Raw genomic sequence first — 24,565 nt, 5'->3', positions numbered from 1 at the left:
TGGCACCGCACAAATCGCAGACAAACAAAAACGCCCCCGATCTCTCGACCGGGGGCGTTTTCGTTCAGCCGGGGCTAAATCTTATGCCTTGGCTTTCTTGGCAGCGCGGGTACGCTCGCTTTCGTCCAGGATCTTCTTGCGAAGACGGATGGACTTAGGAGTCACTTCACACAGCTCGTCGTCCTGGATGAATTCCAGGGCCTGTTCCAGGGTGAAGCGAACAGGTGGAACCAGGGCGATGGTTTCGTCTTTACCCGAAGCACGCATGTTGTCGAGCTTCTTGCCCTTGGTAGGGTTGACGCCCAGGTCGTTGTCACGGCTGTTCAGACCAACGATCTGACCGTTGTAGATTTCCTGACCGTGTTCAACGAACAGCTTGCCACGCGCCTGCAGGGTTTCCAGGGAGTAGGTCAGTGCCTTGCCGGTTTCAACCGAAACCAGAACGCCGTTCTGACGGCCGGACATGTCGCCGGACTTCATCACGTCGTAACGGTCGAAGATCGAGGTCAGGATGCCAGCACCGTTGGTCAGGGTCAGGAACTGGTTACGGAAACCGATCAGACCACGAGCAGGGATGTTGTATTCCAGACGCACACGGCCCTTGCCATCCGGCACCATGTTGGTCAGGTCACCCTTACGCAGGCCCATCTCTTCCATCACCTTGCCTTGGGATTCTTCCGGCAGGTCGATGGTGACGTTTTCGTACGGTTCGTGCTTCACGCCGTCAACCAGACGGATGATCACTTCCGGACGGCCTACAGCCATTTCGAAACCTTCGCGACGCATGGTTTCGATCAGAACCGAGAGGTGCAGTTCGCCACGGCCCGATACCTTGAACTTGTCAGCCGAGTCGCCTTCTTCAACGCGCAGTGCAACGTTGTACAGCAGCTCTTTGTCCAGACGTTCCTTGATGTTACGGGAAGTCACGAACTTGCCTTCTTTACCGCAGAATGGCGAGTCGTTTACCTGGAAGGTCATGGAAACGGTTGGCTCGTCGACGGTCAACGGCTTCATCGCTTCGACGTTGTCCGGGGTGCACAGGGTGTCGGAGATGAACAGCGATTCCATACCGCTGATGCACACGATGTCGCCTGCAGCAGCTTCTTCAACGTCTACACGGTGCAGACCGTGGTGACCCATCAGCTTCAGGATACGACCGTTACGCTTCTTGCCGTCGGCGCCGATAGCCACAACCGGGGTGTTCGGCTTGACGCGACCACGAGCGATACGGCCAACACCGATAACACCCAGGAAGCTGTTGTAGTCCAGTGCGGAGATCTGCATCTGGAACGGACCGTCACGGTCAACAGCCGGCGCTGGTACGTTGTCGACGATCGACTGGTACAGCGGGGTCATGTCTTCAGCCATTTCGTTGTGGTCCAGACCGGCAATACCGTTCAGGGCCGAGGCGTAGACGACTTTGAAGTCCAGCTGTTCTTCGGTGGCACCCAGGTTGTCGAACAGGTCGAAGATCTGGTCCAGAACCCAATCCGGACGCGCGCCTGGACGGTCAACCTTGTTGATGCACACGATCGGACGCAGGCCGGCTTCGAAAGCCTTCTTGGTCACGAAACGGGTTTGCGGCATAGGGCCGTCTTGAGCGTCAACCAGCAGCAGAACGGAGTCGACCATCGACATTACGCGTTCTACTTCGCCGCCGAAGTCGGCGTGGCCCGGGGTGTCCACGATGTTGATGTGGTAGCCGTTCCAGTTGATGGCGGTGTTTTTCGCCAGAATGGTAATACCGCGCTCTTTCTCCTGGTCGTTGGAGTCCATCACGCGCTCGTCGTTGAGCTCGTTGCGCTCCAGGGTGCCGGATTGACGCAGGAGTTTGTCTACCAGGGTGGTTTTACCATGGTCAACGTGAGCAATGATGGCGATGTTACGTAGATTTTCGATCACTTGTGTATCTCGATCAGAGGATTCGGTGCGCTGACAAGTCTTGGCAGCGATTTACAGTAGAGTCAGGCCTTGCCGTTACAGCTTGACGGCGGCGTCGGGGGGCCGGTGACGCAAGCCACAGGCAAACAGCCCCGGGCACTTAGCTCGGTCGATAAACGCGCACATTGGCATGTCCCTCACTGAGCAAATGGTGGGCATGCAGGCGACTCATCACGCCTTTGTCGCAATAAAGCAGGTACTGGCGAGTAGGGTCCAGTTCCTTGAAACGAGCGTTCAGTGCATAAAACGGCATCGTTTGTACCTCGATGCCAGCAAGGTCCAGCGGGTCGTCTTCAGCGGCATCCGGGTGACGGATGTCGATCACGATCTGACCGGCCAGCGCTTCGCTGACTTCTTCAATTTGCAGGTCCTGGCCCAATTCGTCGATCACGCGATCGATCGGTACCAGTTTGGCGTTCTCGAGCGCACGCTCAAGGACTGCCATGTCGAATTCTTTCTCTTCGTGCTCCACCCGATGGCGCTTGGCAGCAGTCTTGGGGTTCACCGAGATGACCCCGCAGTACTCCGGCATGTGCCTGGCGAAGTCGGCGGTGCCGATTTCGTTGGCCAGGTCGATGATGTCCTGCTTGTGGCTGGCGATCAGCGGACGCAAGACCAGCTTGTCGGTCACGCAATCGATCACGGACAGGTTCGGCAGGGTCTGGCTCGATACCTGGGAGATCGCCTCTCCGGTGACCAACGCGTCGATGTGCAGTCGATCGGCAATTTGGGAGGAAGCGCGCAACATCATACGCTTCAATACTACGCCCATATGACTGTTATCGACTTTGCCGAGAATTTCTCCCAGCACTTCTTCGAACGGCACACTGACAAATAACACGCGTTGCGAGCTGCCGTACTTCTTCCAGATGAAATGCGCGACTTCCATGACGCCCAATTCGTGTGCACGCCCACCCAGGTTGAAGAAGCAGAAATGCGCCATCAGGCCGCGGCGCATGATCTGGTAGGCGGCGACGGTGGAATCGAAGCCGCCGGACATCAGCACCAGCGTCTGCTCCAGCGCACCCAGCGGATATCCGCCAATACCGTTGTGTTGGCTATGGATCACGAACAACCGTTGGTCGCGAACTTCGATGCGCACTTCGATTTCAGGCTTTTTCAGGTCAATCCCGGCGGCACCGCACTGTCGGCGCAACTGGCTGCCGACATATTTCTCGATGTCAATCGAGCTGAACGGGTGCTTGCCGGCACGCTTGCAACGCACCGAAAAAATCTTCCCGGCCAGCGCATCACCGTAGTGCTGCTTGCACTTCTCGACGATGTCATCGAAGTCACGCAGCGGGTACTCGTCGATTTGCAGGAAATGCGCAATGCCCGGCATGCAGCTCAGGCGCTCACCCATCTCCTTCAGGGCCTTGGGCTCGCTGACACGGGTCTCCAGCTCGAGATTGTCCCACACGCCGTTCACCACCACAGCCGGGTCCAGATCGCGGAGCACGGCACGGATGTTCTTGGCCAACTGGCGGATAAAACGCATCCGTACCGGGCGGCTCTTGATGGTGATCTCTGGAAAGACTTTTACGATTAATTTCATGGAAACAGCGCGCGCGAGGCCTGCCGAAAAAGGGGGGCGCGGATTATAGCGGAAATTGCTCAAGGTTTAACCAGTTAATATGCAGAAGGTTTTGCGCGCACCAAAACGGGTCATTTATTGAAACGAGCGCCACATTGTAGGGCGGTATTTTCCGCATTAAGGTGCTTTACCGCCTTAAAAGCGTGAATTCGGGGCAAAAATCCCATGGTGGGGCACTGGCATGCAATTTGCTCCCTTGTGAGGCAGGTTGCCTTGGCAGAGTATTCGCGCCGGCATCACAAACATCTAAGGGCATCCACTACCAGCCCTAATCCACCCGGAGGACACTATGTCGAAGTCGGTTCAACTCATCAAAGATCATGACGTCAAGTGGATTGATCTGCGCTTCACAGACACCAAGGGCACTCAGCACCACGTGACCATGCCGGCTCGCGACGGGCTGGATGAAGACTTCTTCGAAGTCGGCAAGATGTTCGACGGCTCCTCCATCGCTGGCTGGAAAGGCATTGAAGCTTCCGACATGATCCTCATGCCGGACGACAGCACTGCCGTACTGGACCCGTTCACCGAAGAGCCGACCCTGATCCTGACCTGCGACATCGTCGATCCTTCGAGCATGCAAGGCTACGATCGCGACCCACGTGCGATCGCCAAGCGCGCTGAAGAACACCTGAAAGCCTCCGGCATTGGCGACACCGTATTCTGCGGTCCGGAGCCAGAGTTCTTCATCTTCGACCAGGTGAAGTTCAAGTCCGACATTTCCGGCTCTATGTTCAAGATCTACTCCGAACAAGGTTCGTGGATGTCTGACCAGGACATCGAAGGCGGTAACAAAGGTCACCGTCCAGGCGTCAAAGGCGGCTACTTCCCGGTTCCACCGTTCGACCACGACCACGAAATCCGTACCTCCATGTGCAACGCACTGGAAGAAATGGGCCTGACCGTCGAAGTTCACCACCACGAAGTGGCAACTGCCGGCCAGAACGAAATCGGCGTCAAGTTCAACACCCTGGTGAAGAAAGCCGACGAAACCCAAACCCTGAAGTACGTCGTGCACAACGTAGCCGATGCCTACGGCCGCACCGCTACCTTCATGCCTAAGCCCCTGTACGGCGACAACGGTTCGGGTATGCACGTTCACATGTCCATCTGGAAAGATGGCAAGAACACCTTCGCAGGCGAAGGTTATGCCGGCCTGTCCGATACCGCCCTGTACTTCATCGGCGGCATCATCAAGCACGGTAAGGCCCTGAACGGCTTCACCAACCCGGCGACCAACTCCTACAAGCGTCTGGTTCCAGGTTTCGAAGCTCCGGTCATGCTGGCCTACTCGGCCCGTAACCGTTCCGCCTCGATCCGTATTCCTTACGTGTCGAGCCCGAAAGCCCGCCGTATCGAAGCGCGCTTCCCGGATCCGGCTGCCAACCCGTACCTGTGCTTCGCCGCACTGATGATGGCTGGCCTGGACGGCATCCAGAACAAGATCCACCCTGGCGACGCAGCTGACAAAAACCTGTACGACCTGCCGCCTGAAGAGGCGAAAGAGATCCCACAAGTTTGCGGCAGCCTGAAAGAAGCCCTGGAAGAGCTGGACAAAGGTCGTGCGTTCCTGACCAAAGGCGGCGTTTTCAGCGACGACTTCATCGACGCCTACATCGCCCTGAAAAGCGAAGAAGAAATCAAGGTTCGTACCTTCGTACACCCACTGGAATACGAGCTGTACTACAGCTGCTGATCCGGTAGCGCCTGCGCAAGCGGCGTGACAAAGAGGCCTCCTTCGGGAGGCCTTTTTTTTGTAGGCAACTTCTCACGCAGGGGGTCCATGTTTCCCCGGGCATTCACGGCAACGTCCGGCATAAAAAAATATCGGCTAACCGTAGCCTGTACCGTCTTGAACTCAAAGGACGGCAACATGAAACCCTCCATGCTCACCCCCCTATTTACCGCCCTCATCGCCCTTGCCCTACAGGGCTGTAGCAACTCAGCGTCCACAGTAGCGATCGAACGCAAAGTCCTGTTGCAAAGCAGCGCCTCCTGGGACAGCACGCCTTACACCCATTACCCTTACGCCGAACCACAACTCTCGGTGCTTAAACTGAAAATTCCGGCCAATACGCAACTTCCATGGCATCGCCACGCCATGCCAAATGCGGCGTATGTCCTCAGCGGGGAGCTGACGATAGAAAGCAAGGAAAGCGGCCAGGTTCGACGCGTCAAGCAAGGCGAAGCGGTGGCCGAAATGGTCAATATCACCCACCGCGGAGTCACCGGCGAGGAACCGGTAGAACTTATCGTGTTCTATGCTGGCAGCGAGGGTATTCCTTTGTCGGAGTAATTTTTTGCTGCTCACAGGGAGCCTGAATGCGACCATTCTTATTATTTCTTGGGCTTTTATCAGGCTTCCCTGCAACGGCCCAGATCTACAAATACACCGATGCTGCCGGCAACACGGCCTACAGCAATCAACCACCCGATGGAGTAAGCGCTCAGACGGTTGATTTACCCCCGCTTAACAGCGTCGATCGTCAACCGCCCAACGAACCTCCTGCGCCCACCCCCATCCGCAACCGCGAGCAGATAAACAGCACCTACGAGACTCTTGAGCTGACTGGCGTGCCCAACGACGGGGCCTTGCGCGCCAACAACGGCACCTTCACGGTCAACGTGCTGATCAAACCACGCCTGCAAGGCTCGCATCTGTTCAGGTTGTTACTGGACGAGCAACCCTATGGCCAGCCAGGCAACGTTCCGAGCCTTCAACTGGTAAACATCGATCGCGGTCTGCACAGGCTCGCCGTTCAAGTGATCGACGGCGACACGGTCATACAACAAAGTCCCACCGTGACCTTTACCTTGCAGCGGGTGCACAAGCATTGAAAGCCTGGCCGCGTTTTCGCTTCTTTTAACCTTGCACAGGTTTATGCACTATATTGGTGCGATTAGTTGCACGACGTTCCAATCACAGCCCATTTTGGTTCGAAACTACCCGCGAAAGCTGGCAGAACGCCACGCAATCGAGCGTCAAACGCCTGTTTCAGGGGTTTAGCGCTTCTTTTCGGAGCCTTGGTTTGGTTTTTGCATTTTCCTCGCATCAGCTCTTTATTCATGCGCCAAAAGAGGTCCTGAATGACCATCAGCGACGCACTACACCGCTTGCTGCTCGACAACCTGACCACCGCCACCATCCTGCTCAACGCCGAGTTGCGCCTTGAGTACATGAACCCCGCGGCGGAGATGCTCCTGGCCATCAGCGGCCAGCGCAGCCATGGGCAGTTCATCAGCGAGCTGTTTACCGAATCCACCGAAGCGCTCAACTCTTTGCGCCAGGCGGTCCAGCAGGCGCACCCGTTCACAAAACGCGAAGCAATGCTCACTGCCCTCACCGGCCAGACCTTGACGGTCGATTACGCGGTAACACCGATCCTGAGCAATGGCGACACGCTGCTTCTGCTCGAAGTCCATCCCCGCGACCGCTTGCTGCGCATCACCAAGGAAGAGGCCCAGCTGTCGAAGCAGGAAACCAGCAAGATGCTGGTGCGGGGCCTGGCCCATGAAATCAAGAATCCGCTGGGCGGTATTCGCGGCGCGGCACAGCTGCTGGCCCGCGAACTGCCGGAAGAAAGCCTGCGTGACTACACCAACGTCATCATTGAAGAGGCCGACCGCCTGCGCAACCTGGTCGATCGCATGCTCGGCTCGAACAAGTTGCCATCACTGGCCATGTGCAACATTCACGAAGTGCTGGAACGCGTCTGCCATCTGGTCGAGGCCGAGAGCCAGGGCTGCATCACGTTGGTGCGCGACTACGATCCGAGCATTCCAGACGTCCTGATCGATCGTGAACAAATGATCCAGGCCGTGCTGAATATCGTGCGCAATGCGATGCAGGCCATCAGCAGCCAGAATGAGCTGCGCCTGGGCCGCATCAGCCTGCGCACCCGCGCCATGCGCCAGTTCACCATTGGCCACGTGCGCCACCGCCTGGTGACCAAGATCGAAATCATCGACAACGGCCCGGGCATTCCTGCGGACCTTCAGGAAACCATCTTTTTCCCCATGGTCAGCGGCCGTCCGGACGGTACCGGGCTGGGCCTGGCCATTACCCAGAACATCATCAGCCAGCACCAGGGCTTGATCGAATGTGACAGCCACCCCGGCCACACCACATTCTCGATCTTTCTGCCACTGGAACAAGGAGCCACATCGACATGAGCCGTAGTGAAACCGTGTGGATCGTCGATGACGACCGTTCTATCCGTTGGGTCCTGGAAAAAGCCTTGCAGCAGGAAGGCATGACCACGCAAAGCTTCGACAGCGCCGATGGCGTGATGAGCCGCCTGGCGCGCCAGCAGCCGGACGTGATCATCTCCGACATCCGCATGCCTGGCGCCAGCGGCCTGGATCTTCTGGCGCGGATTCGCGAGCAACACCCACGGCTGCCAGTGATCATCATGACAGCGCACTCCGATCTGGACAGCGCTGTCGCGTCCTATCAAGGCGGAGCGTTTGAATACCTGCCCAAGCCGTTCGATGTCGACGAAGCGGTTTCCCTGGTCAAGCGTGCCAACCAGCACGCTCAGGAACAACAAGGCCTGGAAGTGCCGGTCACACTGACCCGCACCCCGGAAATCATCGGCGAAGCACCCGCGATGCAGGAAGTGTTTCGCGCCATCGGGCGCTTGAGCCACTCCAACATCACCGTGCTGATCAACGGCGAATCCGGCACCGGTAAAGAACTGGTGGCGCACGCCCTGCACCGCCACAGCCCGCGCGCCGCTTCGCCATTCATTGCACTGAACATGGCAGCGATCCCCAAGGACCTGATGGAATCCGAGTTGTTCGGCCATGAAAAAGGCGCGTTCACCGGTGCCGCCAACCTGCGCCGCGGTCGATTCGAACAGGCGGATGGGGGCACGCTGTTCCTCGATGAAATCGGCGACATGCCGGCCGACACCCAGACTCGTTTGCTGCGGGTCCTGGCCGATGGCGAGTTTTACCGCGTCGGTGGTCACGTCCCGGTCAAAGTCGATGTGCGGATCATTGCCGCCACGCACCAGAACCTGGAAACCCTGGTGAATGCCGGGAAATTCCGTGAAGACTTGTTCCACCGCCTCAACGTGATCCGCATCCACATACCGCGCCTGTCGGACCGTCGCGAAGACATCCCGACCCTGGCCAAGCACTTCCTCAGCCGTGCAGCGCAGGAACTGGCGGTCGAGCCGAAGCTGCTGAAAAACGAAACCGAGGAGTATCTGAAAAACCTGCCCTGGCCGGGCAACGTACGCCAGCTGGAGAACACCTGCCGCTGGATCACAGTGATGGCCTCGGGTCGCGAAGTGCATATCGGCGATTTGCCACCGGAGTTGCTGAGCCTTCCGCAGGATTCGGCCCCGGTGACCAACTGGGAACAGGCGCTACGCCAGTGGGCCGACCAGGCACTGGCTCGCGGTCAATCCAGCCTGCTGGATAGCGCCGTACCGACTTTCGAGCGGATCATGATCGAAACTGCCCTCAAGCACACCGCCGGCCGCCGCCGCGATGCCGCCGTGTTGCTGGGCTGGGGGCGAAACACCCTGACTCGCAAGATCAAGGAACTGGGGATGAAGGTTGATGGTGGGGATGATGATGAGGGGGATGAGGGTTAATCAGCCTTAGTTCTTCACTGACCGTCACACCCAATTCGCGAGCAGGCTCGCTCCCACAGTGGATTTGTAGTGTTCTCACTATCGAGTGAACGCTACCGAACCTTGTGGGAGCGAGCCTGCTCGCGAAGCTTTTTGGGCTCACGTGCACCGCCGGAAGGCACCGTGAACCGCAATCGCGCACGGCAACTGCTCCGAAATCCCGCCTCCGTTCGCAATCGAACCCCTATCGAAGAAACACGAAAGCCCCGGATTACGGGGCTTTCAGCTTTTCTACGCGTCTTTCTGTTTCAACTTGTTAAAACCTGGCACGCCCCCTGCAATAGTCTCATCAGTGATGCAGATCACCACCCAGTTTCGGGGACCTTGGTACAGGCAGGCCGGGGATTCCCCTCTTTACACCGGGCTCATACCGCACAAGCGACGAGCCTCCCAGTTTTGGGGTCCTTGGTACAGGCAGGCCGGGGATTCCCTCTTTACACCGGGTTCAAGCGCAATGCGCGAGCCCTCCCGTTTTGGGGACCTTGGTACAGGCAGGCCGGGGATTCCCTCTTTTATTGCTCCCGGAGATGGATCTCCAGCCGCCAGCGGTCATCGACCTCGCTACCGGCCCACTCACCCTGAAGGGGACGGGCCGCCACCAGCGTCAACAACAATCCCCCGTCACTCAAGCGCACCCGCCAGTTCACATCCTTGCCATTGAGCTTGAGCTGGCCTTTTTGCGCCTTGCCTTGAGCTTCGAACAACAACGCAACACTGCCTTCCACGATCTCGCCGTGGGTCTTGGGCTCATTGTTGAACCACACCACCAAGCCGTCGCTGGTCACTTCGATCTGTTGCAATTCGCTGGGGTCTGGGGTGGTCAGACGACCGATCATCAACCCCACCATGACCCCCACAATTGCCAGCGAAGCCATCACACGCGGGAATAGTTTCGAACGAGGGTCGGCTTGCGGCGTAGAATGCCGCTCATCTCTACCTTCGGAGCCGTGCATGTTTCACGTCATCCTTTTCCAACCAGAAATTCCGCCGAACACCGGCAACGTTATCAGGCTGTGCGCCAACAGTGGCTGCCACCTGCATTTGATCGAACCGCTGGGCTTTGAGATGGACGACAAGCGCCTGCGCCGGGCGGGCCTCGACTACCACGAGTATGCCACCTTGCAACGTCACGCGGACCTGGCCAGCTGCCTGGAAAGCCTCGGTCATCCACGCTTGTTCGCCTTCACCACAAAGGGCTCGCGGCCGTTTCACGACGCCAGCTTCACCCCTGGTGACGCCTTCCTGTTCGGTCCGGAAAGCCGCGGCCTGCCAGCCGAGGTGCTCGACGCTTTGCCCGCTGAACAACGCCTGCGCCTGCCGATGCGCGAAGGCTGCCGTAGCCTGAACCTGTCCAATACCGTGGCCGTCGCCGTGTACGAAGCCTGGCGGCAGAACGACTTCAAGTAACACCACGCCCCCCTGTAGGAGCTGCCGAAGGCTGCGATCTTTTGATTTTTAAGATCAAAAGATCGCAGCCTTCGGCAGCTCCTACTCGAAGGTTTCGTTTGCTCCATGAAAAAAGCGCCTCTAGATAGGCGCTTTTTTCATGGAGCAAACGAAGCTTTTATTGGACGGTCGGAGTCTCGCCCGCCGCTTGCATGCGTTGCAGCTCTTGCGCGTACAAGGCATCGAAGTTCACCGGAGCCAGCATCAGGGCCGGGAACGAGCCGCGGGTCACCAGGCTGTCCAGCGCTTCGCGAGCGTACGGGAACAGGATGTTCGGGCAGAACGCGCCCAGCGTGTGACTCATCGAAGCGTCGTCCAGGTTCTTGATCAGGAAGATACCGGCCTGTTGCACTTCGGCGATGAATGCCACTTCTTCACCGTTCTTCACGGTGACCGACAGGGTCAGCACAACTTCATGGAAGTCGCCTTCCAGCGCCTTTTGACGGGTATTGAGATCCAGACCGACACTCGGCTCCCACTGCTGGCGGAAGATCGCCGGGCTTTTCGGGGCTTCGAAGGACAAGTCACGTACGTAGATGCGCTGCAAGGAGAATTGCGGTGCGGTTTCTTCTTCGCTAGCTGCAGTGTTCTGTTGGTCAGTCATCTCAGATCCTTTCTGATCTTGGGCTTTTATAGGGTATGGAATTCAGGCCTTGAGCAGCGCGTCGAGCTTGCCGGCGCGCTCCAGGGCAAACAAATCATCACAACCGCCAACGTGGGTGCTGCCGATCCAGATCTGCGGCACGGACGTACGCCCGGCCTTCTGAGCCATTGCGGCACGCACCTGCGGCTTGCCATCGACCTTGATCTCTTCGAAGGCCACGCCTTTGTTCTCGAGCAGGTATTTGGCTCGGGAGCAATAAGGGCAGTAATCGCTGGAATAGACGACGACGTTGCTCATATCACTTCACCAGCGGCAGATTGTCGGCTTTCCAGCTGGAAACACCACCGGACAGTTTGGCGGCGGTGAAGCCAGCCTTTACCAGTTCGCGAGCGTGAGTCCCGGCCGTCTGGCCCATGGCGTCGACCAGGATGATGGTCTTGGCCTTGTGCTTTTCCAGCTCGACAACACGGGCAGCCAGTTTGTCGTGAGGAATATTCAACGCACCAACAATGTGACCGGCAGCGAAATCCTTGGCAGGACGAATGTCGATTACCACGCCCGCGTCTTTGTTGACCAGGCCAGTCAATTCGCCAGTGCTCAGGCTACGGCCGCCGCCCTGCATCTGATAGGCAATCAGCAACGCCAGCAGTACGACGAAGATACCGACGAGGATGTAGTGGTTAGTGGCAAATTCAATCAGGTGAGCAACCATCGAAGGAGGTTCCAGGGCGTTAAAATGTCGGCCAGTATACACAGCCACTATGGTGGGCCAAACCCCGTCCGGCGGTGACGTGGCCGGAACTTCGCTTTAAACTGCCACTCCCTTTTCCATCGCCCTCTTTTATCTCAGCCACGAGTGGACTCCATGACTACCACGCCTAAACCTTTGGTCCTGATTATTCTCGACGGCTTCGGTCACAGTGAGAGCCCTGAATCCAACGCGATCTTTGCCGCCAAGAAGCCTGTATTGGACCGCCTGTGGGCCACCGTGCCCAACGGCCTGATTTCGGGCAGCGGCATGGACGTCGGCTTGCCGGACGGCCAGATGGGCAACTCCGAAGTCGGCCACATGAACCTCGGTGCCGGTCGCGTGGTGTATCAGGACTTCACCCGTGTGACCAAATCGATCCGCGACGGCGAGTTCTTCGAGAACCCGACCATCTGTGCCGCGGTGGACAAAGCTGTCGCTGCCGGGAAGGCCGTGCACTTCATGGGCTTGCTGTCCGATGGCGGTGTGCACAGCCACCAGGATCACCTGGTCGCCATGGCCGAACTGGCCGCCAAGCGCGGCGCCGAAAAAATCTACCTGCACGCCTTCCTCGACGGCCGCGATACCCCGCCGAAAAGCGCGCAATCGTCGATCGAACTGCTGGACGCTACCTTCAAGGCCCTGGGTAAAGGCCGGATCGCCAGCCTCATCGGTCGTTATTTCGCCATGGATCGCGACAACCGCTGGGACCGTGTCTCCCAGGCCTACAACCTGATCGTCGAAGGCCAGGGCGAATTCAACGCCGCCACCGCTCAGGAAGGTCTGCAAGCGGCTTACGAGCGCGGCGAAAGCGATGAATTCGTCAAGGCCACTTCCATTGGCGAGCCGGTGAAAGTCGAAGACGGCGACGCCGTGGTGTTCATGAACTTCCGCGCCGACCGCGCGCGCGAGCTGACCCGCGTTTTCGTCGAGGACGACTTCAAGGAATTTGAACGTACCCGTCAGCCAAAACTGGCCGGTTTCGTCATGCTGACCCAATACGCCGCCAGCATTCCCGCACCTTCGGCATTTGCCGCCGGCAGCCTGGAAAACGTGCTGGGCGACTACCTGGCGAAAAACGGCAAGACCCAGCTGCGTATCGCCGAAACCGAGAAATACGCCCACGTGACCTTCTTCTTCTCTGGCGGTCGTGAAGAACCGTTCCCGGGCGAAGAACGCATCCTGATCCCGTCGCCTCAAGTCGCTACCTATGACTTGCAGCCGGAAATGAGCGCGCCTGAAGTCACCGACCGCATCGTCGACGCCATCGAAAACCAGCGTTACGACGTAATCGTGGTCAACTACGCCAACGGCGACATGGTCGGCCACAGCGGTGTGTTCGAGGCAGCGGTCAAGGCTGTTGAGTGCCTTGACCAGTGCGTCGGTCGCATCGTCGATGCCCTGGAAAAAGTCGGCGGCGAAGCGCTGATCACCGCGGACCACGGCAACGTCGAGCAGATGTCCGACGAAACCACCGGCCAGGCCCACACCGCGCACACCACCGAACCGGTGCCGTTCATCTATGTGGGCAAGCGTGACCTGAAGGTTCGCGAAGGCGGCGTGCTGGCAGATGTGGCGCCGACCATGCTGAAGCTGCTAGGCCTTGAAAAACCGGCGGAAATGACCGGGACTTCGATTCTGGTGTAACCCGCACGCTCAAACGCCACAAACCACTGTGGGAGCTGGCCTGCCAGCTCCCACAGTGGTTTGTGGTGGTTTTACAGACTAAATCCCCCCCACCTCCCCTTCCAGTCATCACACAGTCAGAAATGGGCATTTTTTTTGCTGCTCATGGCGGGCATACTAGGACGTCCCTTTCTTTGGTGTCGCCCGCCTCTATGCTCCGCGTCCTGATAGCCCTCGCCCTGACTTGCCTGCTCCAGCCGGCCTTCGCCGATGAGCGCGCGCAAACCCAGCAACAATTGGACGCCACGCGTCACGACATTGCCGAGTTGAAAAAACTGCTGGGCAAGCTGCAGGAAGAAAAGTCCGGCGTGCAGAAAGACCTGAAGGGCACTGAAACCGAGATGGGCAAGCTCGAGAAGCAGGTCGACGCCCTGCAAAAAGAGCTGAAGAAAAGCGAAACCGAGTTGCAACGACTCGATGCAGAGAAAAAAAAACTCCAGAGCGCGCGCACTGAACAACAGCGACTGATTGCCATCCAGGCCCGCGCGGCTTATCAGAACGGCCGGCAGGAATACTTGAAACTGCTGCTCAACCAGCAGAACCCAGAGAAGTTCGCCCGCACGCTCACCTATTACGACTACCTGAGCCAGGCTCGCCTGGAGCAGCTGAAGAATTTCAACGAAACCCTGCGCCAGCTCGCCAATGTCGAAAAAGACATCGGCCTGCAGCAGGCGCAATTGCTGGTACAGCAAAGCAGCCTGGAAACCCAGCGTGGCGAGCTCGAGAAAGTACGTCAGGAGCGCCAGCAAGTCCTGGCCAAGCTCAACGACGACGTGAAAGCTCGCGACCAGAAACTGGCAGCCCGTGAGCAGGATCAGGCTGACCTGTCTAAAGTCCTTAAAACTATTGAAGAAACCTTGGCCCGCCAGGCTCGTGAGGCAGAAGAGGCGCGACAAAAAGCGCTGATCGCCCAGCAGGAAGCCGAAAAAAAGCGTTTACGTGAGGCCCAGGCGCTGGCAGATGCCAACGACGATGCCCCACGCAAACCGGTTAAATCGACACCCGGCCCACTGGTTTCCAGTTCCGGTGAAACCTTTGGCGGCGCATTTGCTTCAACTCGCGGCAAACTTCCATGGCCTGTCGATGGTCGACTGTTGGCGCGCTTCGGTGAAAGCCGTGGCGACGACGCCCGGACCAAGTGGGACGGCGTAATGATCGGCGCTTCTGCAGGCAGTGCGGTGCATGCGGTGCATGGCGGTCGAGTGGTGTTCGCCGACTGGTTGCGCGGCGCCGGGCTGCTGGTGATTCTCGACCACGGCAACGGTTTCCTGAGTCTTTATGGTCACAACCAGACACTGCTCAAGTCTGCGGGTGACGTGGTAAAAGCCGGTGAATCCATCTCCACTGTCGGTAACAGTGGCGGGCAGGACACACCAGCGCTGTACTTTGCTATTCGTCAGCAGGGTCACCCGAGTGATCCGGCGCAATGGTGCCGCGCGCAAGGATAGGCGCTGAGTCACCTACATTAGGAGTTCGTTCGACATGCTGCATTTGTCCCGCCTTACCTCGCTGGCCCTGACGATCGCCCTGGTGATCGGCGCGCCTCTGGCGTTCGCCGCTCAACCGGCCCCGGCAGTCGCGCCTGCGGGCACTGCCGCGACCACCAAGGCGCCACTGCCGCTGGAAGAGTTGCGCACCTTTGCCGAGGTCATGGATCGGATCAAGGCCGCGTATGTCGAACCGGTAGACGACAAGACCCTGCTGGAAAACGCGATCAAGGGCATGCTCAGCAACCTTGACCCGCACTCCGCCTACCTGGGACCAGAAGACTTCGCTGAACTGCAGGAAAGCACCAGTGGCGAATTCGGCGGCCTGGGCATCGAAGTCGGCGCCGAGGACGGCTTTATCAAAGTGGTGTCGCCAATCGATGACACACCGGCCTCCAAGGCTGGCATCCAGGCAGGCGACTTCATCGTCAAGATCAACGGCCAACCCACCCGCGGACAGAGCATGACCGAAGCCGTGGACAAGATGCGCGGCAAGATCGGCCAGAAAATCACCCTGACCCTGGTACGTGACGGCGGCACGCCATTCGATGTGACCCTGGCCCGCGCCATCATTCAGGTGAAGAGCGTGAAGAGCCAGCTGCTCGAATCCGGCTATGGCTACATCCGCATCACCCAATTCCAGGTCAAGACCGGCGAAGAAGTGTCCAAGGCCCTGGCGAAGCTGCGCAAAGACAACGGCAAGAAACTCAACGGCATCATCCTCGACCTGCGCAACAACCCGGGCGGCGTACTGCAATCGGCGGTGGAAGTGGTCGACCATTTCATCACCAAGGGCCTGATCGTCTACACCAAGGGTCGCATCGCCAACTCCGAACTGCGTTTCTCTGCCACCGGCAAGGACGAAAGCGAAGCCGTGCCAATGGTCGCGCTGATCAATGGCGGCAGCGCCTCGGCCTCGGAAATCGTCGCCGGCGCCCTGCAAGACCAGAAACGCGCGGTGATCATGGGTACGCCGAGTTTCGGCAAAGGCTCGGTGCAAACCGTGCTGCCACTGAACAACGACCGAGCACTGAAGATCACCACCGCGTTGTACTACACGCCCAACGGCCGCTCGATCCAGGCCCAGGGTATCGTCCCGGACATCGAAGTGCGCAAGGCCAAGATCACCAACGAGCAAGACGGCGACTACTTCAAGGAAGCCGACCTGCAAGGTCACTTGGGCAACGGCAACGGTGGCGCCGACAAACCAAGCAGCTCCGGCGGCAAGGCCAAGCCGATGCCGCAAGACGACGATTATCAACTGGCCCAGGCCCTGAGCCTGCTCAAAGGGCTGAGCATCACATCCGGTCGCTGAGATGCTTGCGCGGGTAGTCCTGGGGCTGTTGTGTTGCCTGGCGGGTGTTGTTCACGCTGCACCCGCCCCTCAAAAGGCTTATATCAGCCTGATCATCGATGACCTGGGGCAAAACCTGCCCCGGGATCGCCAGGTGCTGGCCCTTCCGGGGCCGGTGACGGCGGCGATCATGCCCGACACCCCTCACGCCACCGAGTTCGCTCGCGAAGCCCATCGTGCCGGCAAGATCGTCATCCTGCACATGCCCATGGACCCGGCCACCGGTCCGTTCGCCTGGCATCCCGACTTGCCTGTCGAAGAGCTCGAGAAACGCCTGAACGCAGCACTCAAGGTCGTACCCTATACCGCTGGCATCAATAACCACATGGGCAGCCGCATGACTGCCCAACGCCCAGCCATGGCCTGGTTGATGGCTGACCTGCAGCGTCGGCACAAGCTCTTCGTGGATAGTCGCACCAGCGCGCAGACTGTGGCAGCGGCCGAAGCGCAGAAGATTGGATTGGCGAGTATTTCGCGTGATGTGTTTCTGGATGATGAGCGCACTGAAGCGGCAATCTTCACCCAGTTGCAGACAGCAATCAGCCTTGCGCGTAAGCAGGGTTCGGCGGTGATGATCGGGCATCCGTATCCACAGACGCTGGCGGTACTGGAGCGTGAACTGCCCAAGCTCAAGGCTCAGGGCATCGAGTGGATTGATATCAAGCAGATGGTCAGTGTGCGCGGCAATCGCGCCATGGTTGCCCATGGCAAAGACGGAATTTACCGGTAACAACTCGCCACGCACCTATACATAGCTACCGCCCGACACCTCTTCCAATTCCAGATATTGAGACCTGCAACAGGTCGCGGCCCTGAGTCGCCTTTTACATATCAGGAATAACCATGAACACCGAGAACAGCGCTACAAAACCAATAGGCTCGATAAAAGTCGATAACTTGCTAATCAACTTTACGACAGAGTTTCAGCGACTCTGGGACAGCGGGCGATCACAAGCGAAGCCCGCAACCTTTTGGCGCGCTGCGCCAGCCCCTGATTTGCTGCCGGGCTATTTCTCTCTGGGCGATTTAGTCATTCCTGGACATGACAGTATTAATAGTAAAAAAGTGGCCGTGGTCGTCTGCGAAGGACCAAAAAGTGGAGAAAGCACCAAAGTTAATGCACTCAGCCCACCTATCGACTTCGAACAAGTCTGGAGAAGTGCAGGCTCAACAACCGTTGCGGACTGCACGATTTGGCGCCCGATCCCTCCCGATGGCTACGTTGCAATGGGGATGGTGTGTTCCGACCGTGAAAAACCTTCGCTCAACGTGGTTCGATGCATCAGGGAGGACCTGGTAGTAGCCTCAACTGTCGGCAACTTGATCTGGAGCGATAAAAGCAGTGGTGCGCGACAGGATCTCAGCGCTTGGAGCATCTGCCCACCCATCGCGCAAAACGGTGAAATCTACCTTTCACCCGGTACCTTTGCCGGTGTTAGAGGCTATTCCAAACCGACGACACTCACTACTTATTCATTGCGAATGAGCATCCCGCTTCAAATCAACCCCCAGCTGCAGGCACCAGTACTGTCCGGGATCGGGCAGCCTACACAACTCGAAAAAGCCGAAACCACTTACATCGCCAAACTTCCCTGGTTTACCGTAATAGACCCGGTTCTGAGCCCGATTGAGCAACTACGCACAACGCCTTCATACCTCTTGGAGAGGACAGACCAGTATGTGCTCGTGGGAAGCGGCCATAATGAAGACGCCGCGAGTAAAACCTTCAAGTGGATAGTACACAGAGTTCAGACACGTCAAAGCCTGACGGCATTCGCCCTCGTCACGTCTATCGAATTCGATAGTGAATGGCCAATCAACGTGCAGGCGCCTCTCATCAACTTTTCGGGGAGATTGGACAAGAAATTTGCTCATTCTGATGAGTCAGGCGGATGGTCCGCCCATGCTGCCACAGAAGTCTTTATCGTCGTCTCAAAAAACAGAACTGTGGCGGTATATCAAATGCAGAGTAACTACAGACTGCTGCGCGAAGACAGAACTCAAGTCACTACAGAGCTTAATTACACCGACATGAGCAATTTACACCTGACTGAATTCTCATCTTAAAAGACGGATGAAGTCACACCCACCCTTTAACCAGTAGAAATTCCAGCAGCAACTATAGATACCGCCCCATGATCTCGTCGACCACGCCGTCCTTGCGCATCTGATCCAGTGCAGCCTGTAACTTGGCGACGGTTGCCTGCGGTACGTCCTTGTTCAGCGCCAGGTACAGCTCGGCGCTGTTGAAACGCAACACGGTCTTTAGCCCGTTTACCCCGTCCTGGCGCGCCAGATAGCGCCCGGCCGGGTCGCCGGTGGCCCACAGGTCGATCTGTCCGCTGACCAGCTTCTTCGCATTATCCTGATCGCGTAGCACCACGATGGGCTTCAGGCCCTGCTTGGCGAGCGTCTCGGCAATCGCATCGCCCTTGTACGCGCCAATCCTGTACTTGCGCGCGTCCTCCAGGGTCTCGAGGGAGATTTTGCTGTCAGCCTTGGCCAGCATGATCCAGTCATCCGGACCGATCGGCCCGACCCATTTGAAAAGCCGCTCGCGGTCCGGCAAACGGGCCATCACGAATGCTCCGTAACCGGGGTTTTCCAGCGCGAGTTTGTAGACACGCTCCCAGGGGAAACGCAGGGTCAGGCTATAAGTGACGTTGGCGCGCTTGAACATCTCGCGGACGATGTCCACGGCGATCCCATTGATGTTCTCGTCCTGAGCGAAGTTCTTGCCGTTCTTGGCCATGTTGTACGGCGGGAAGTTTTCCGTCAGCAACACCAGTTCCGTGGTGGAGCTGTCGGCGGCGCGTGCGCTACTGATGAACAACAAGGAAGCGCTGGCGAGAACAAGAAGAATGCGTTTAAACATGTCTGGCTACCGAAATCCATGGCGTACTCAAGAGTGCCCTGAGCCCGCCATGATGTCCACTGGCCTGTACCGGTTTGTTCAGCGCATCACAATACCGCGGTGGGCCATATAGGCCTTGGCTTCTTGAACGGTGTATTCACCGAAGTGGAAAATACTCGCTGCCAACACTGCACTGGCGTGGCCCTCGAGAATGCCGTCGGCCAGGTGCTGCAGGTTGCCGACACCGCCGGAAGCGATCACCGGAATGCCCAATGCATCGCTGATGGCGCGGGTGACACCCAGGTCGAAGCCATTTTTCATGCCGTCCTGGTCCATGCTGGTCAGGAGGATCTCACCGGCACCCAGGCCTTCCATCTTCTTCGCCCATTCGACCGCGTCGAGCCCGGTGGGCTTGCGCCCGCCGTGGGTGAAGATTTCCCAGCGCGGGGTTTCGCCAGGTCCCGAGACCTTCTTCGCATCAATGGCAACCACGATGCATTGCGAACCGAAGTGCTGCGCCGCTTCACCGACGAATTCCGGGTTGAACACAGCAGCGGTGTTGATCGAGACCTTGTCCGCACCGGCATTGAGCAGGTTACGAATGTCCTGCACGGTGCGTACGCCACCGCCCACGGTCAGCGGGATAAACACCTGGCTGGCCATGCGCTCGACGGTATGCAGCGTGGTGTCGCGACCGTCGACGCTGGCAGTGATGTCGAGGAAAGTAATCTCGTCGGCACCCTGCTCGTCATAACGACGGGCGATCTCCACCGGGTCGCCCGCGTCACGGATGTTCTCGAACTTCACACCTTTGACGACCCGGCCGTTATCCACGTCCAGGCAAGGGATGATGCGTTTGGCCAGCGCCATGGTCAGTCCTCAGCCTTTGTACGAATCGCAGAAAGCTTGCGCTTCAGCGACGTCGAGGGTGCCTTCATAAATCGCACGACCGGTGATCGCACCGATGATGCCTGGCGCCTTGGCGTCGAGCAGGGTCTTGATGTCACCCAGGTTGTGGATGCCACCGGAAGCGATCACCGGGATCTTCGTGGCAGCCGCCAGCGCAGCGGTGAACGGCACGTTGCAACCCTGCATCATGCCGTCTTTGGCGATGTCGGTATAAACGATGGCGGACACGCCGTCGGCTTCAAATTGCTTGGCCAGGTCGATCACCTGGATGGTGCTGATTTCAGCCCAGCCATCGGTAGCGACGAAACCGTCCTTGGCGTCCAGGCCGACAATTACCTTGCCCGGGAACGCGCGGCAGGCTTCGGCAACGAAGGCCGGATCTTTCACGGCCTTGGTGCCGATGATCACGTAGCTCACGCCCGCTTTCACGTAGTGTTCGATGGTTTCCAGGGAACGGATGCCACCGCCGATCTGGATCGGCAGGTTCGGGTAGCGCCTGGCAATCGCGGTGACCACTTCGCCGTTGACCGGCTGGCCTTCGAACGCACCGTTCAAGTCGACCAGATGCAGACGACGGCAACCGCCCTCCACCCACTTGGCAGCCATGCTCACCGGGTCATCGGAGAACACTGTGGAATCTTCCATGCGGCCCTGGCGCAGACGAACACAGGCACCGTCTTTAAGATCGATAGCGGGAATAATCAGCATCTGGCAAACCTTCAAATTTGAATGTTCAGCTTGGCTCGGAAATCAGTTTTTCTCGAGCGCCCACAGGTCGCTTTCGATGCTTTCGAACCTCTCCTTGAGGTGCGCCTGCACATCGAATATCGCCCTGTTGTAATAGTGAGGAGCAATTTCGCGGGTGAACAGCTCAAGGATTTCGGCCGCTTCGAACGAACCCAGGTCCAGTTCGAAGCGATCCTCCATGAAGCGCTTGATCTTGTGATTGGCCTCACTCTCCTGTTCAGGAGTGAGGGTCAGGATCGGCGGCTTCTTCTTGACCGCCATTACCAGCGACCGTCCCACGCGGCGAAGTTCTGCAGCAACTGCAGGCCATGGGTATGGCTTTTCTCCGGGTGGAACTGCACGGCGAAACGCGAGCCTTCGGCCAGCGCTGCGGCAAAGTCGACCCCGTAATGACCGCCACCGACCACCTGCCGCGCATTACCGGCGGCGATGTAGTAGCTGTGCACGAAGTAAAACCGCGCCATGTCTGGAATGTCGTGCCACAGCGGGTGACTCACCTTCTGCTTTACTTCGTTCCAGCCCATGTGCGGGACTTTCAGGTGTTCGCCGTCCTCGACAAGATCCTTGCCGAAGAACTTCACCTGGCCCGGGAACAGGCCGATGCAGTCGACGCCGTCGTTCTCTTCGCTGTGTTCGAGCAAGGCCTGCATGCCAACGCAGATGCCGAGGAACGGACGATCCTGGCTGACCTCACGTACCAGTGAATCGAAACCCAGTCGACGGATCTCCGCCATGCAGTCGCGGATCGCGCCAACACCGGGGAAAACCACCCGGTCGGCTTCGCGAATCACGTTCGCATCGCTGGTGATCAGGACCTTGCCAGCCCCCACGTGCTCGAGGGCCTTGGCCACCGAGTGCAGGTTGCCCATGCCGTAATCGATAACCGCGACTGTCTGCATTACAGGACGCCCTTGGTCGAAGGCATTTGCCCGGCCATGCGGTCATCGAGTTCCACGGCCATGCGCAGGGCGCGGCCGAAAGCCTTGAACACAGTTTCGATCTGGTGGTGGGTGTTGTGCCCACGCAGGTTGTCGATGTGCAGGGTGACGTTGGCGTGGTTGACGAAGCCCTGGAAGAATTCCTGGAACAGGTCAACATCGAAACCGCCGACGGTGGCGCGGGTATACGGCACATGCATCTGCAGGCCAGGGCGGCCGGAGAAGTCGATTACCACGCGCGACAGCGCTTCATCGAGCGGCACGTAGGCGTGGCCGTAGCGACGGATGCCTTTCTTGTCGCCGATGGCTTTGGTGAATGCCTGACCCAGGGTGATACCGACATCTTCCACCGTGTGGTGGTCATCGATATGCAGGTCGCCTTTGCTGACGATATCCAGGTCGATCAGCCCGTGACGGGCGATCTGGTCCAGCATGTGCTCAAGAAAAGGTACACCGATATCAAATCGGGCCTTTCCGGTGCCATCCAGGTTGATCGAGGCTTTGATCTGGGTTTCCAGAGTGTCGCGCTCGACTGACGCCATACGTTCGGCCATCACCAGCTCCGCAAAATCATTGGGCGAAAAAGGCAACCATTATAGGGGCGCGGGCGCGAAACAGAAACACGGGAGGTGATATCGCTGACGGATAGAATCCCCGGTCGTCGGGGATAGACATGTCCATACAAGCCATTTCAAGCACCACCAGACAAATGTGGGAGCGGGCTTGCTCGCGAAAGGGGCTGCACATGCAACATATTTGTCGACTGTCAGACCGCAATCGCGAGCAAGCCCGCTCCCACAGGGGTTGGTGTTGGCCTGAAGATGTCAGGCCAGACCCTCAGCTTCTTAGTGGAACAGTACCGCTGTTTTTTGCAGCGTCACCCACACACCCCATGCCAACGGAATACCCACCACCAGCCAGGCAGCTACCGCCAACGGCTTGGTGCCGGCATCGGCTTTCCACTCCAGCACGGTGCTGCTGTCAGCCCCTTTGTCGTGACCCAGAGCCTGTTCGGCAGCCAGCTCGGCGTCGGTCATGAAGTACTTGTCGGCCACCGGACGCACCAGCAGGTTGCAGATAAAGCCCAGTACCAGCAGGCTCGCCAGGATGTACAAGGTGATGTCGTACGCCGCTGCACGCTCGACGCCGATGCTCAGCTGATATTCACGCAGGTAGTTCACCAGCACCGGACCCAACACACCTGCCGCCGCCCATGCCGTCAGCAGGCGACCGTGGATCGCACCGACCATTTGCGTGCCGAACAGGTCCGCCAGATAAGCGGGGACCGTGGCAAAACCACCGCCGTACATCGACAGGATGATGCAGAAGGCTGCCACGAACAGCGCGACACTGCCCAGATGCCCAAGGTTCGGAATCAGTCCGTATAAAGCAAAGCCCAGGGCGAAGAACACGAAGTAGGTGTTTTTACGGCCCAGGTAATCCGAGAACGAGGCCCAGAAGAAACGCCCGCCGATGTTGAACAGGCTCAGCAAACCGGTGAAGCCCGCAGCGATGGCGGCAATCGAAGCCAGTTGCGAGGCGTCCAGTTGGCCAAATGTCAGGTCATTGCCCAGCAACTTGCCGGCAAAAACCTCCTGCAACAGTGGCGAAGCCATGCCGAGGATGCCGATACCGGCGGATACGTTCAGGCACAACACCAGCCATACCAGGCGAAATTGTGGCGTCTTCCACGCCACGTTAACGTGCACGTGACGGTGGGTGATCATCGCGTTCGAGGCTTTTTTCGCAGGTGCCGTCCAGCCTTCAGGCTTCCAGCCGGTCGGCGGCACTCGATAGGACAGCGCGCCGCCGATCATGAACACGAAATAGATCGCAGCCATGACCAGGAAGCTTTGCCACACGCCGACACTGGTGGGCGAGGCAAAATGACTCATCAACGCCGCCGCCAAGGGCGCACCGACCATTGCACCCCCGCCGAAACCCATGATCGCCATGCCGGTCGCCATGCCGCGCTTGTCCGGGAACCACTTGATCAAGGTCGACACCGGCGAGATGTAGCCCAGGCCCAGGCCGATACCGCCAATGACCCCGGAGCCGATCCACATCAGCCAGATCTGGTGGGTATAGACCCCCAGCGCGGAAATCAGCAGACCGCCGCACCAGCACAGCGCCGAGACGACACCCGCCTTGCGCGGCCCGGCATGCTCCAGCCAGCCACCCCAGATGGCGGCCGAGCAACCCAGGAAGATGAAGAACAGGGTGTAGATCCAGCCGAGCATCGAAATCGGCCAGTCGCATTGCGAAGAAAACACTTGAGCGATGAAGCTCATGTCGGGCGCACAAGCCACTGGTGCGGTGATGCCGAGCGCTTTGGACAGCGGCAACCAGAATACCGAGAAGCCATACGCCATGCCGATACACAGATGGATAGCCAGCGCGGCCGGTGGCACCAGCCATCGGTTGAAACCGGGCCTGGCGATAATGCGCTCCTTGGAAAGGAACGCGGGCTGGCCGGCTTGAAGGCCGTCTGCCGTGATGCTCGTGGTCATTGTTTATCCCCCAATTGTCAGTAGTGTTCGCCAGCCACTTTTCACCCTCAGCCTTAATGCACGCAGACATGACCGTTTTTTAGGGAAAAGCTCGTTTTTCCT

General features: G+C 58.5%; 24 protein-coding genes. 11 read left to right on the top strand and 13 right to left on the bottom strand.

Annotated features, from left to right (window positions below):
* Window positions 1–81 precede the first annotated feature (81 nt).
* Together typA and thiI are read right to left on the bottom strand one after the other, a co-directional pair.
* On the bottom strand, window positions 82–1,902 hold the full coding sequence (gene typA / locus AC1Q8Q_RS07835) for a translational GTPase TypA (protein ID WP_008058555.1): 1,821 nt from the start codon (window positions 1,900–1,902) through the stop codon (window positions 82–84).
* Between the two features lie 139 nt (window positions 1,903–2,041).
* Window positions 2,042–3,496, bottom strand: a complete 1,455-nt coding sequence (gene thiI / locus AC1Q8Q_RS07830; protein ID WP_168757091.1) for a tRNA uracil 4-sulfurtransferase ThiI — start codon at window positions 3,494–3,496, stop codon at window positions 2,042–2,044.
* A gap of 328 nt (window positions 3,497–3,824) precedes the next feature.
* On the opposite strand from thiI, the gene glnA reads away from it, so the two are divergent.
* The 5 genes from glnA (at window position 3,825) to ntrC (ending at window position 9,141) form a co-directional block, all read left to right on the top strand.
* Window positions 3,825–5,231 (top strand): type I glutamate--ammonia ligase, encoded by a 1,407-nt coding sequence (glnA, locus tag AC1Q8Q_RS07825; RefSeq protein ID WP_020797428.1) that lies wholly within the window; start codon window positions 3,825–3,827, stop codon window positions 5,229–5,231.
* A 177-nt stretch (window positions 5,232–5,408) separates the two neighbouring features.
* A complete protein-coding gene (locus AC1Q8Q_RS07820) occupies window positions 5,409–5,831 on the top strand; it encodes a cupin domain-containing protein (RefSeq protein ID WP_020797427.1) in 423 nt (140 codons plus the stop codon).
* A 26-nt stretch (window positions 5,832–5,857) separates the two neighbouring features.
* The gene (locus AC1Q8Q_RS07815) at window positions 5,858–6,373 is read left to right on the top strand and encodes a DUF4124 domain-containing protein (protein WP_168757090.1); all 516 of its coding nucleotides are present in this window, start codon (window positions 5,858–5,860) and stop codon (window positions 6,371–6,373) included.
* 249 nt (window positions 6,374–6,622) lie between these two features.
* Complete coding sequence (gene glnL / locus AC1Q8Q_RS07810) at window positions 6,623–7,708, top strand: nitrogen regulation protein NR(II) (protein WP_020797424.1); 1,086 nt, start codon at window positions 6,623–6,625, stop codon at window positions 7,706–7,708.
* The gene (ntrC, locus tag AC1Q8Q_RS07805) at window positions 7,705–9,141 is read left to right on the top strand and encodes a nitrogen regulation protein NR(I) (protein WP_020797423.1); all 1,437 of its coding nucleotides are present in this window, start codon (window positions 7,705–7,707) and stop codon (window positions 9,139–9,141) included. Before glnL ends, ntrC begins: the two co-directional genes overlap by 4 nt.
* Window positions 9,142–9,692: 551 nt before the next feature.
* On the opposite strand, the gene AC1Q8Q_RS07800 is transcribed toward ntrC, so the two are convergent.
* Entirely contained in the window at window positions 9,693–10,133 is a 441-nt protein-coding gene (locus tag AC1Q8Q_RS07800; RefSeq protein ID WP_033044422.1) for a hypothetical protein, read from the bottom strand.
* On the opposite strand from AC1Q8Q_RS07800, the gene trmL reads away from it, so the two are divergent.
* Complete coding sequence (gene trmL / locus AC1Q8Q_RS07795; protein ID WP_020797421.1) at window positions 10,132–10,587, top strand: tRNA (uridine(34)/cytosine(34)/5-carboxymethylaminomethyluridine(34)-2'-O)-methyltransferase TrmL; 456 nt, start codon at window positions 10,132–10,134, stop codon at window positions 10,585–10,587. The two genes, AC1Q8Q_RS07800 and trmL, sit on opposite strands and share 2 nt — an antisense overlap.
* 157 nt (window positions 10,588–10,744) lie before the next feature.
* Here the strand turns inward: trmL and secB are convergent, their stop codons facing one another.
* The 3 genes from secB to AC1Q8Q_RS07780 are packed head-to-tail and all read right to left on the bottom strand — an operon-like array spanning window position 10,745 to window position 11,942.
* On the bottom strand, window positions 10,745–11,230 hold the full coding sequence (gene secB, locus AC1Q8Q_RS07790) for a protein-export chaperone SecB (protein WP_008058540.1): 486 nt from the start codon (window positions 11,228–11,230) through the stop codon (window positions 10,745–10,747).
* Between the two features lie 42 nt (window positions 11,231–11,272).
* Window positions 11,273–11,527 (bottom strand): glutaredoxin 3, encoded by a 255-nt coding sequence (gene grxC / locus AC1Q8Q_RS07785; RefSeq protein ID WP_008058538.1) that lies wholly within the window; start codon window positions 11,525–11,527, stop codon window positions 11,273–11,275.
* A 1-nt stretch (window position 11,528) separates the two neighbouring features.
* A complete protein-coding gene (locus AC1Q8Q_RS07780; protein WP_033043806.1) occupies window positions 11,529–11,942 on the bottom strand; it encodes a rhodanese-like domain-containing protein in 414 nt (137 codons plus the stop codon).
* Window positions 11,943–12,095: 153 nt separating this feature from the next.
* Here AC1Q8Q_RS07780 and gpmI point away from each other — a divergent pair, with 153 nt between their 5' ends.
* From gpmI to AC1Q8Q_RS07755, 5 genes are all read left to right on the top strand, one after another.
* Window positions 12,096–13,625, top strand: a complete 1,530-nt coding sequence (gene gpmI, locus AC1Q8Q_RS07775) for a 2,3-bisphosphoglycerate-independent phosphoglycerate mutase (protein ID WP_020795730.1) — start codon at window positions 12,096–12,098, stop codon at window positions 13,623–13,625.
* Between the two features lie 191 nt (window positions 13,626–13,816).
* Window positions 13,817–15,112 carry a murein hydrolase activator EnvC family protein gene (locus tag AC1Q8Q_RS07770; protein WP_020795731.1) on the top strand — a complete coding sequence of 432 codons (1,296 nt, stop codon included), beginning with the start codon at window positions 13,817–13,819 and terminating at the stop codon, window positions 15,110–15,112.
* A gap of 34 nt (window positions 15,113–15,146) precedes the next feature.
* A complete protein-coding gene (locus tag AC1Q8Q_RS07765) occupies window positions 15,147–16,466 on the top strand; it encodes a S41 family peptidase (RefSeq protein ID WP_492614951.1) in 1,320 nt (439 codons plus the stop codon).
* Between the two features lies 1 nt (window position 16,467).
* The gene (locus AC1Q8Q_RS07760; protein ID WP_492614950.1) at window positions 16,468–17,235 is read left to right on the top strand and encodes a divergent polysaccharide deacetylase family protein; all 768 of its coding nucleotides are present in this window, start codon (window positions 16,468–16,470) and stop codon (window positions 17,233–17,235) included.
* Window positions 17,236–17,348: 113 nt separating this feature from the next.
* Window positions 17,349–18,572, top strand: a complete 1,224-nt coding sequence (locus AC1Q8Q_RS07755) for a Vps62-related protein (RefSeq protein WP_020795734.1) — start codon at window positions 17,349–17,351, stop codon at window positions 18,570–18,572.
* Window positions 18,573–18,624: 52 nt separating this feature from the next.
* On the opposite strand, the gene AC1Q8Q_RS07750 is transcribed toward AC1Q8Q_RS07755, so the two are convergent.
* The 7 genes from AC1Q8Q_RS07750 to AC1Q8Q_RS07720 all read right to left on the bottom strand — a co-directional run bounded on the left by AC1Q8Q_RS07750 (window position 18,625) and on the right by AC1Q8Q_RS07720 (window position 24,463).
* Complete coding sequence (locus AC1Q8Q_RS07750; protein ID WP_454865615.1) at window positions 18,625–19,380, bottom strand: substrate-binding periplasmic protein; 756 nt, start codon at window positions 19,378–19,380, stop codon at window positions 18,625–18,627.
* Window positions 19,381–19,458: 78 nt separating this feature from the next.
* Window positions 19,459–20,229, bottom strand: a complete 771-nt coding sequence (hisF, locus tag AC1Q8Q_RS07745) for an imidazole glycerol phosphate synthase subunit HisF (protein WP_007897430.1) — start codon at window positions 20,227–20,229, stop codon at window positions 19,459–19,461.
* Window positions 20,230–20,238: 9 nt separating this feature from the next.
* On the bottom strand, window positions 20,239–20,976 hold the full coding sequence (gene hisA / locus AC1Q8Q_RS07740; protein ID WP_020795736.1) for a 1-(5-phosphoribosyl)-5-[(5-phosphoribosylamino)methylideneamino]imidazole-4-carboxamide isomerase: 738 nt from the start codon (window positions 20,974–20,976) through the stop codon (window positions 20,239–20,241).
* A gap of 42 nt (window positions 20,977–21,018) precedes the next feature.
* Window positions 21,019–21,276, bottom strand: a complete 258-nt coding sequence (locus tag AC1Q8Q_RS07735; RefSeq protein WP_020795737.1) for a DUF2164 domain-containing protein — start codon at window positions 21,274–21,276, stop codon at window positions 21,019–21,021.
* Window positions 21,276–21,914 (bottom strand): imidazole glycerol phosphate synthase subunit HisH, encoded by a 639-nt coding sequence (gene hisH / locus AC1Q8Q_RS07730; protein WP_020795738.1) that lies wholly within the window; start codon window positions 21,912–21,914, stop codon window positions 21,276–21,278. The genes AC1Q8Q_RS07735 and hisH overlap by 1 nt, the downstream gene beginning before the upstream one ends.
* Entirely contained in the window at window positions 21,914–22,507 is a 594-nt protein-coding gene (hisB, locus tag AC1Q8Q_RS07725) for an imidazoleglycerol-phosphate dehydratase HisB (protein ID WP_007939452.1), read from the bottom strand. The genes hisH and hisB overlap by 1 nt, the downstream gene beginning before the upstream one ends.
* A 291-nt stretch (window positions 22,508–22,798) precedes the next feature.
* On the bottom strand, window positions 22,799–24,463 hold the full coding sequence (locus AC1Q8Q_RS07720; protein ID WP_492614949.1) for an OFA family MFS transporter: 1,665 nt from the start codon (window positions 24,461–24,463) through the stop codon (window positions 22,799–22,801).
* Window positions 24,464–24,565: the final 102 nt, after the last annotated feature.

It is taken from the genome of Pseudomonas sp. GW823-FHT06B06 (genome assembly GCF_058795195.1).
The sequence above is the reverse complement of the archived record's forward strand: the minus strand, read 5'-3'. Positions and strand labels throughout refer to the sequence as shown.

Excerpts from the sequence above, each read along its gene's own strand:
- grxC (WP_008058538.1), bottom strand. The coding sequence starts at position 11,527 with ATGAGCAACGTCGTCGTCTATTCCAGCGATTACTGCCCTTATTGCTCC.
- AC1Q8Q_RS07770 (WP_020795731.1), top strand. The coding sequence starts at position 13,817 with ATGCTCCGCGTCCTGATAGCCCTCGCCCTGACTTGCCTGCTCCAGCCG.
- hisH (WP_020795738.1), bottom strand. The coding sequence starts at position 21,914 with ATGCAGACAGTCGCGGTTATCGATTACGGCATGGGCAACCTGCACTCG.
- hisF (WP_007897430.1), bottom strand. The coding sequence starts at position 20,229 with ATGGCGCTGGCCAAACGCATCATCCCTTGCCTGGACGTGGATAACGGC.
- AC1Q8Q_RS07760 (WP_492614950.1), top strand. The coding sequence starts at position 16,468 with ATGCTTGCGCGGGTAGTCCTGGGGCTGTTGTGTTGCCTGGCGGGTGTT.
- AC1Q8Q_RS07800 (WP_033044422.1), bottom strand. The coding sequence starts at position 10,133 with ATGCACGGCTCCGAAGGTAGAGATGAGCGGCATTCTACGCCGCAAGCC.
- thiI (WP_168757091.1), bottom strand. The coding sequence starts at position 3,496 with ATGAAATTAATCGTAAAAGTCTTTCCAGAGATCACCATCAAGAGCCGC.
- AC1Q8Q_RS07755 (WP_020795734.1), top strand. The coding sequence starts at position 17,349 with ATGAACACCGAGAACAGCGCTACAAAACCAATAGGCTCGATAAAAGTC.
- hisB (WP_007939452.1), bottom strand. The coding sequence starts at position 22,507 with ATGGCCGAACGTATGGCGTCAGTCGAGCGCGACACTCTGGAAACCCAG.
- hisA (WP_020795736.1), bottom strand. The coding sequence starts at position 20,976 with ATGCTGATTATTCCCGCTATCGATCTTAAAGACGGTGCCTGTGTTCGT.
- AC1Q8Q_RS07820 (WP_020797427.1), top strand. The coding sequence starts at position 5,409 with ATGAAACCCTCCATGCTCACCCCCCTATTTACCGCCCTCATCGCCCTT.
- AC1Q8Q_RS07720 (WP_492614949.1), bottom strand. The coding sequence starts at position 24,463 with ATGACCACGAGCATCACGGCAGACGGCCTTCAAGCCGGCCAGCCCGCG.
- secB (WP_008058540.1), bottom strand. The coding sequence starts at position 11,230 with ATGACTGACCAACAGAACACTGCAGCTAGCGAAGAAGAAACCGCACCG.
- gpmI (WP_020795730.1), top strand. The coding sequence starts at position 12,096 with ATGACTACCACGCCTAAACCTTTGGTCCTGATTATTCTCGACGGCTTC.
- glnL (WP_020797424.1), top strand. The coding sequence starts at position 6,623 with ATGACCATCAGCGACGCACTACACCGCTTGCTGCTCGACAACCTGACC.
- AC1Q8Q_RS07750 (WP_454865615.1), bottom strand. The coding sequence starts at position 19,380 with ATGTTTAAACGCATTCTTCTTGTTCTCGCCAGCGCTTCCTTGTTGTTC.
- AC1Q8Q_RS07765 (WP_492614951.1), top strand. The coding sequence starts at position 15,147 with ATGCTGCATTTGTCCCGCCTTACCTCGCTGGCCCTGACGATCGCCCTG.
- ntrC (WP_020797423.1), top strand. The coding sequence starts at position 7,705 with ATGAGCCGTAGTGAAACCGTGTGGATCGTCGATGACGACCGTTCTATC.
- glnA (WP_020797428.1), top strand. The coding sequence starts at position 3,825 with ATGTCGAAGTCGGTTCAACTCATCAAAGATCATGACGTCAAGTGGATT.
- AC1Q8Q_RS07735 (WP_020795737.1), bottom strand. The coding sequence starts at position 21,276 with ATGGCGGTCAAGAAGAAGCCGCCGATCCTGACCCTCACTCCTGAACAG.
- trmL (WP_020797421.1), top strand. The coding sequence starts at position 10,132 with ATGTTTCACGTCATCCTTTTCCAACCAGAAATTCCGCCGAACACCGGC.
- AC1Q8Q_RS07780 (WP_033043806.1), bottom strand. The coding sequence starts at position 11,942 with ATGGTTGCTCACCTGATTGAATTTGCCACTAACCACTACATCCTCGTC.
- AC1Q8Q_RS07815 (WP_168757090.1), top strand. The coding sequence starts at position 5,858 with ATGCGACCATTCTTATTATTTCTTGGGCTTTTATCAGGCTTCCCTGCA.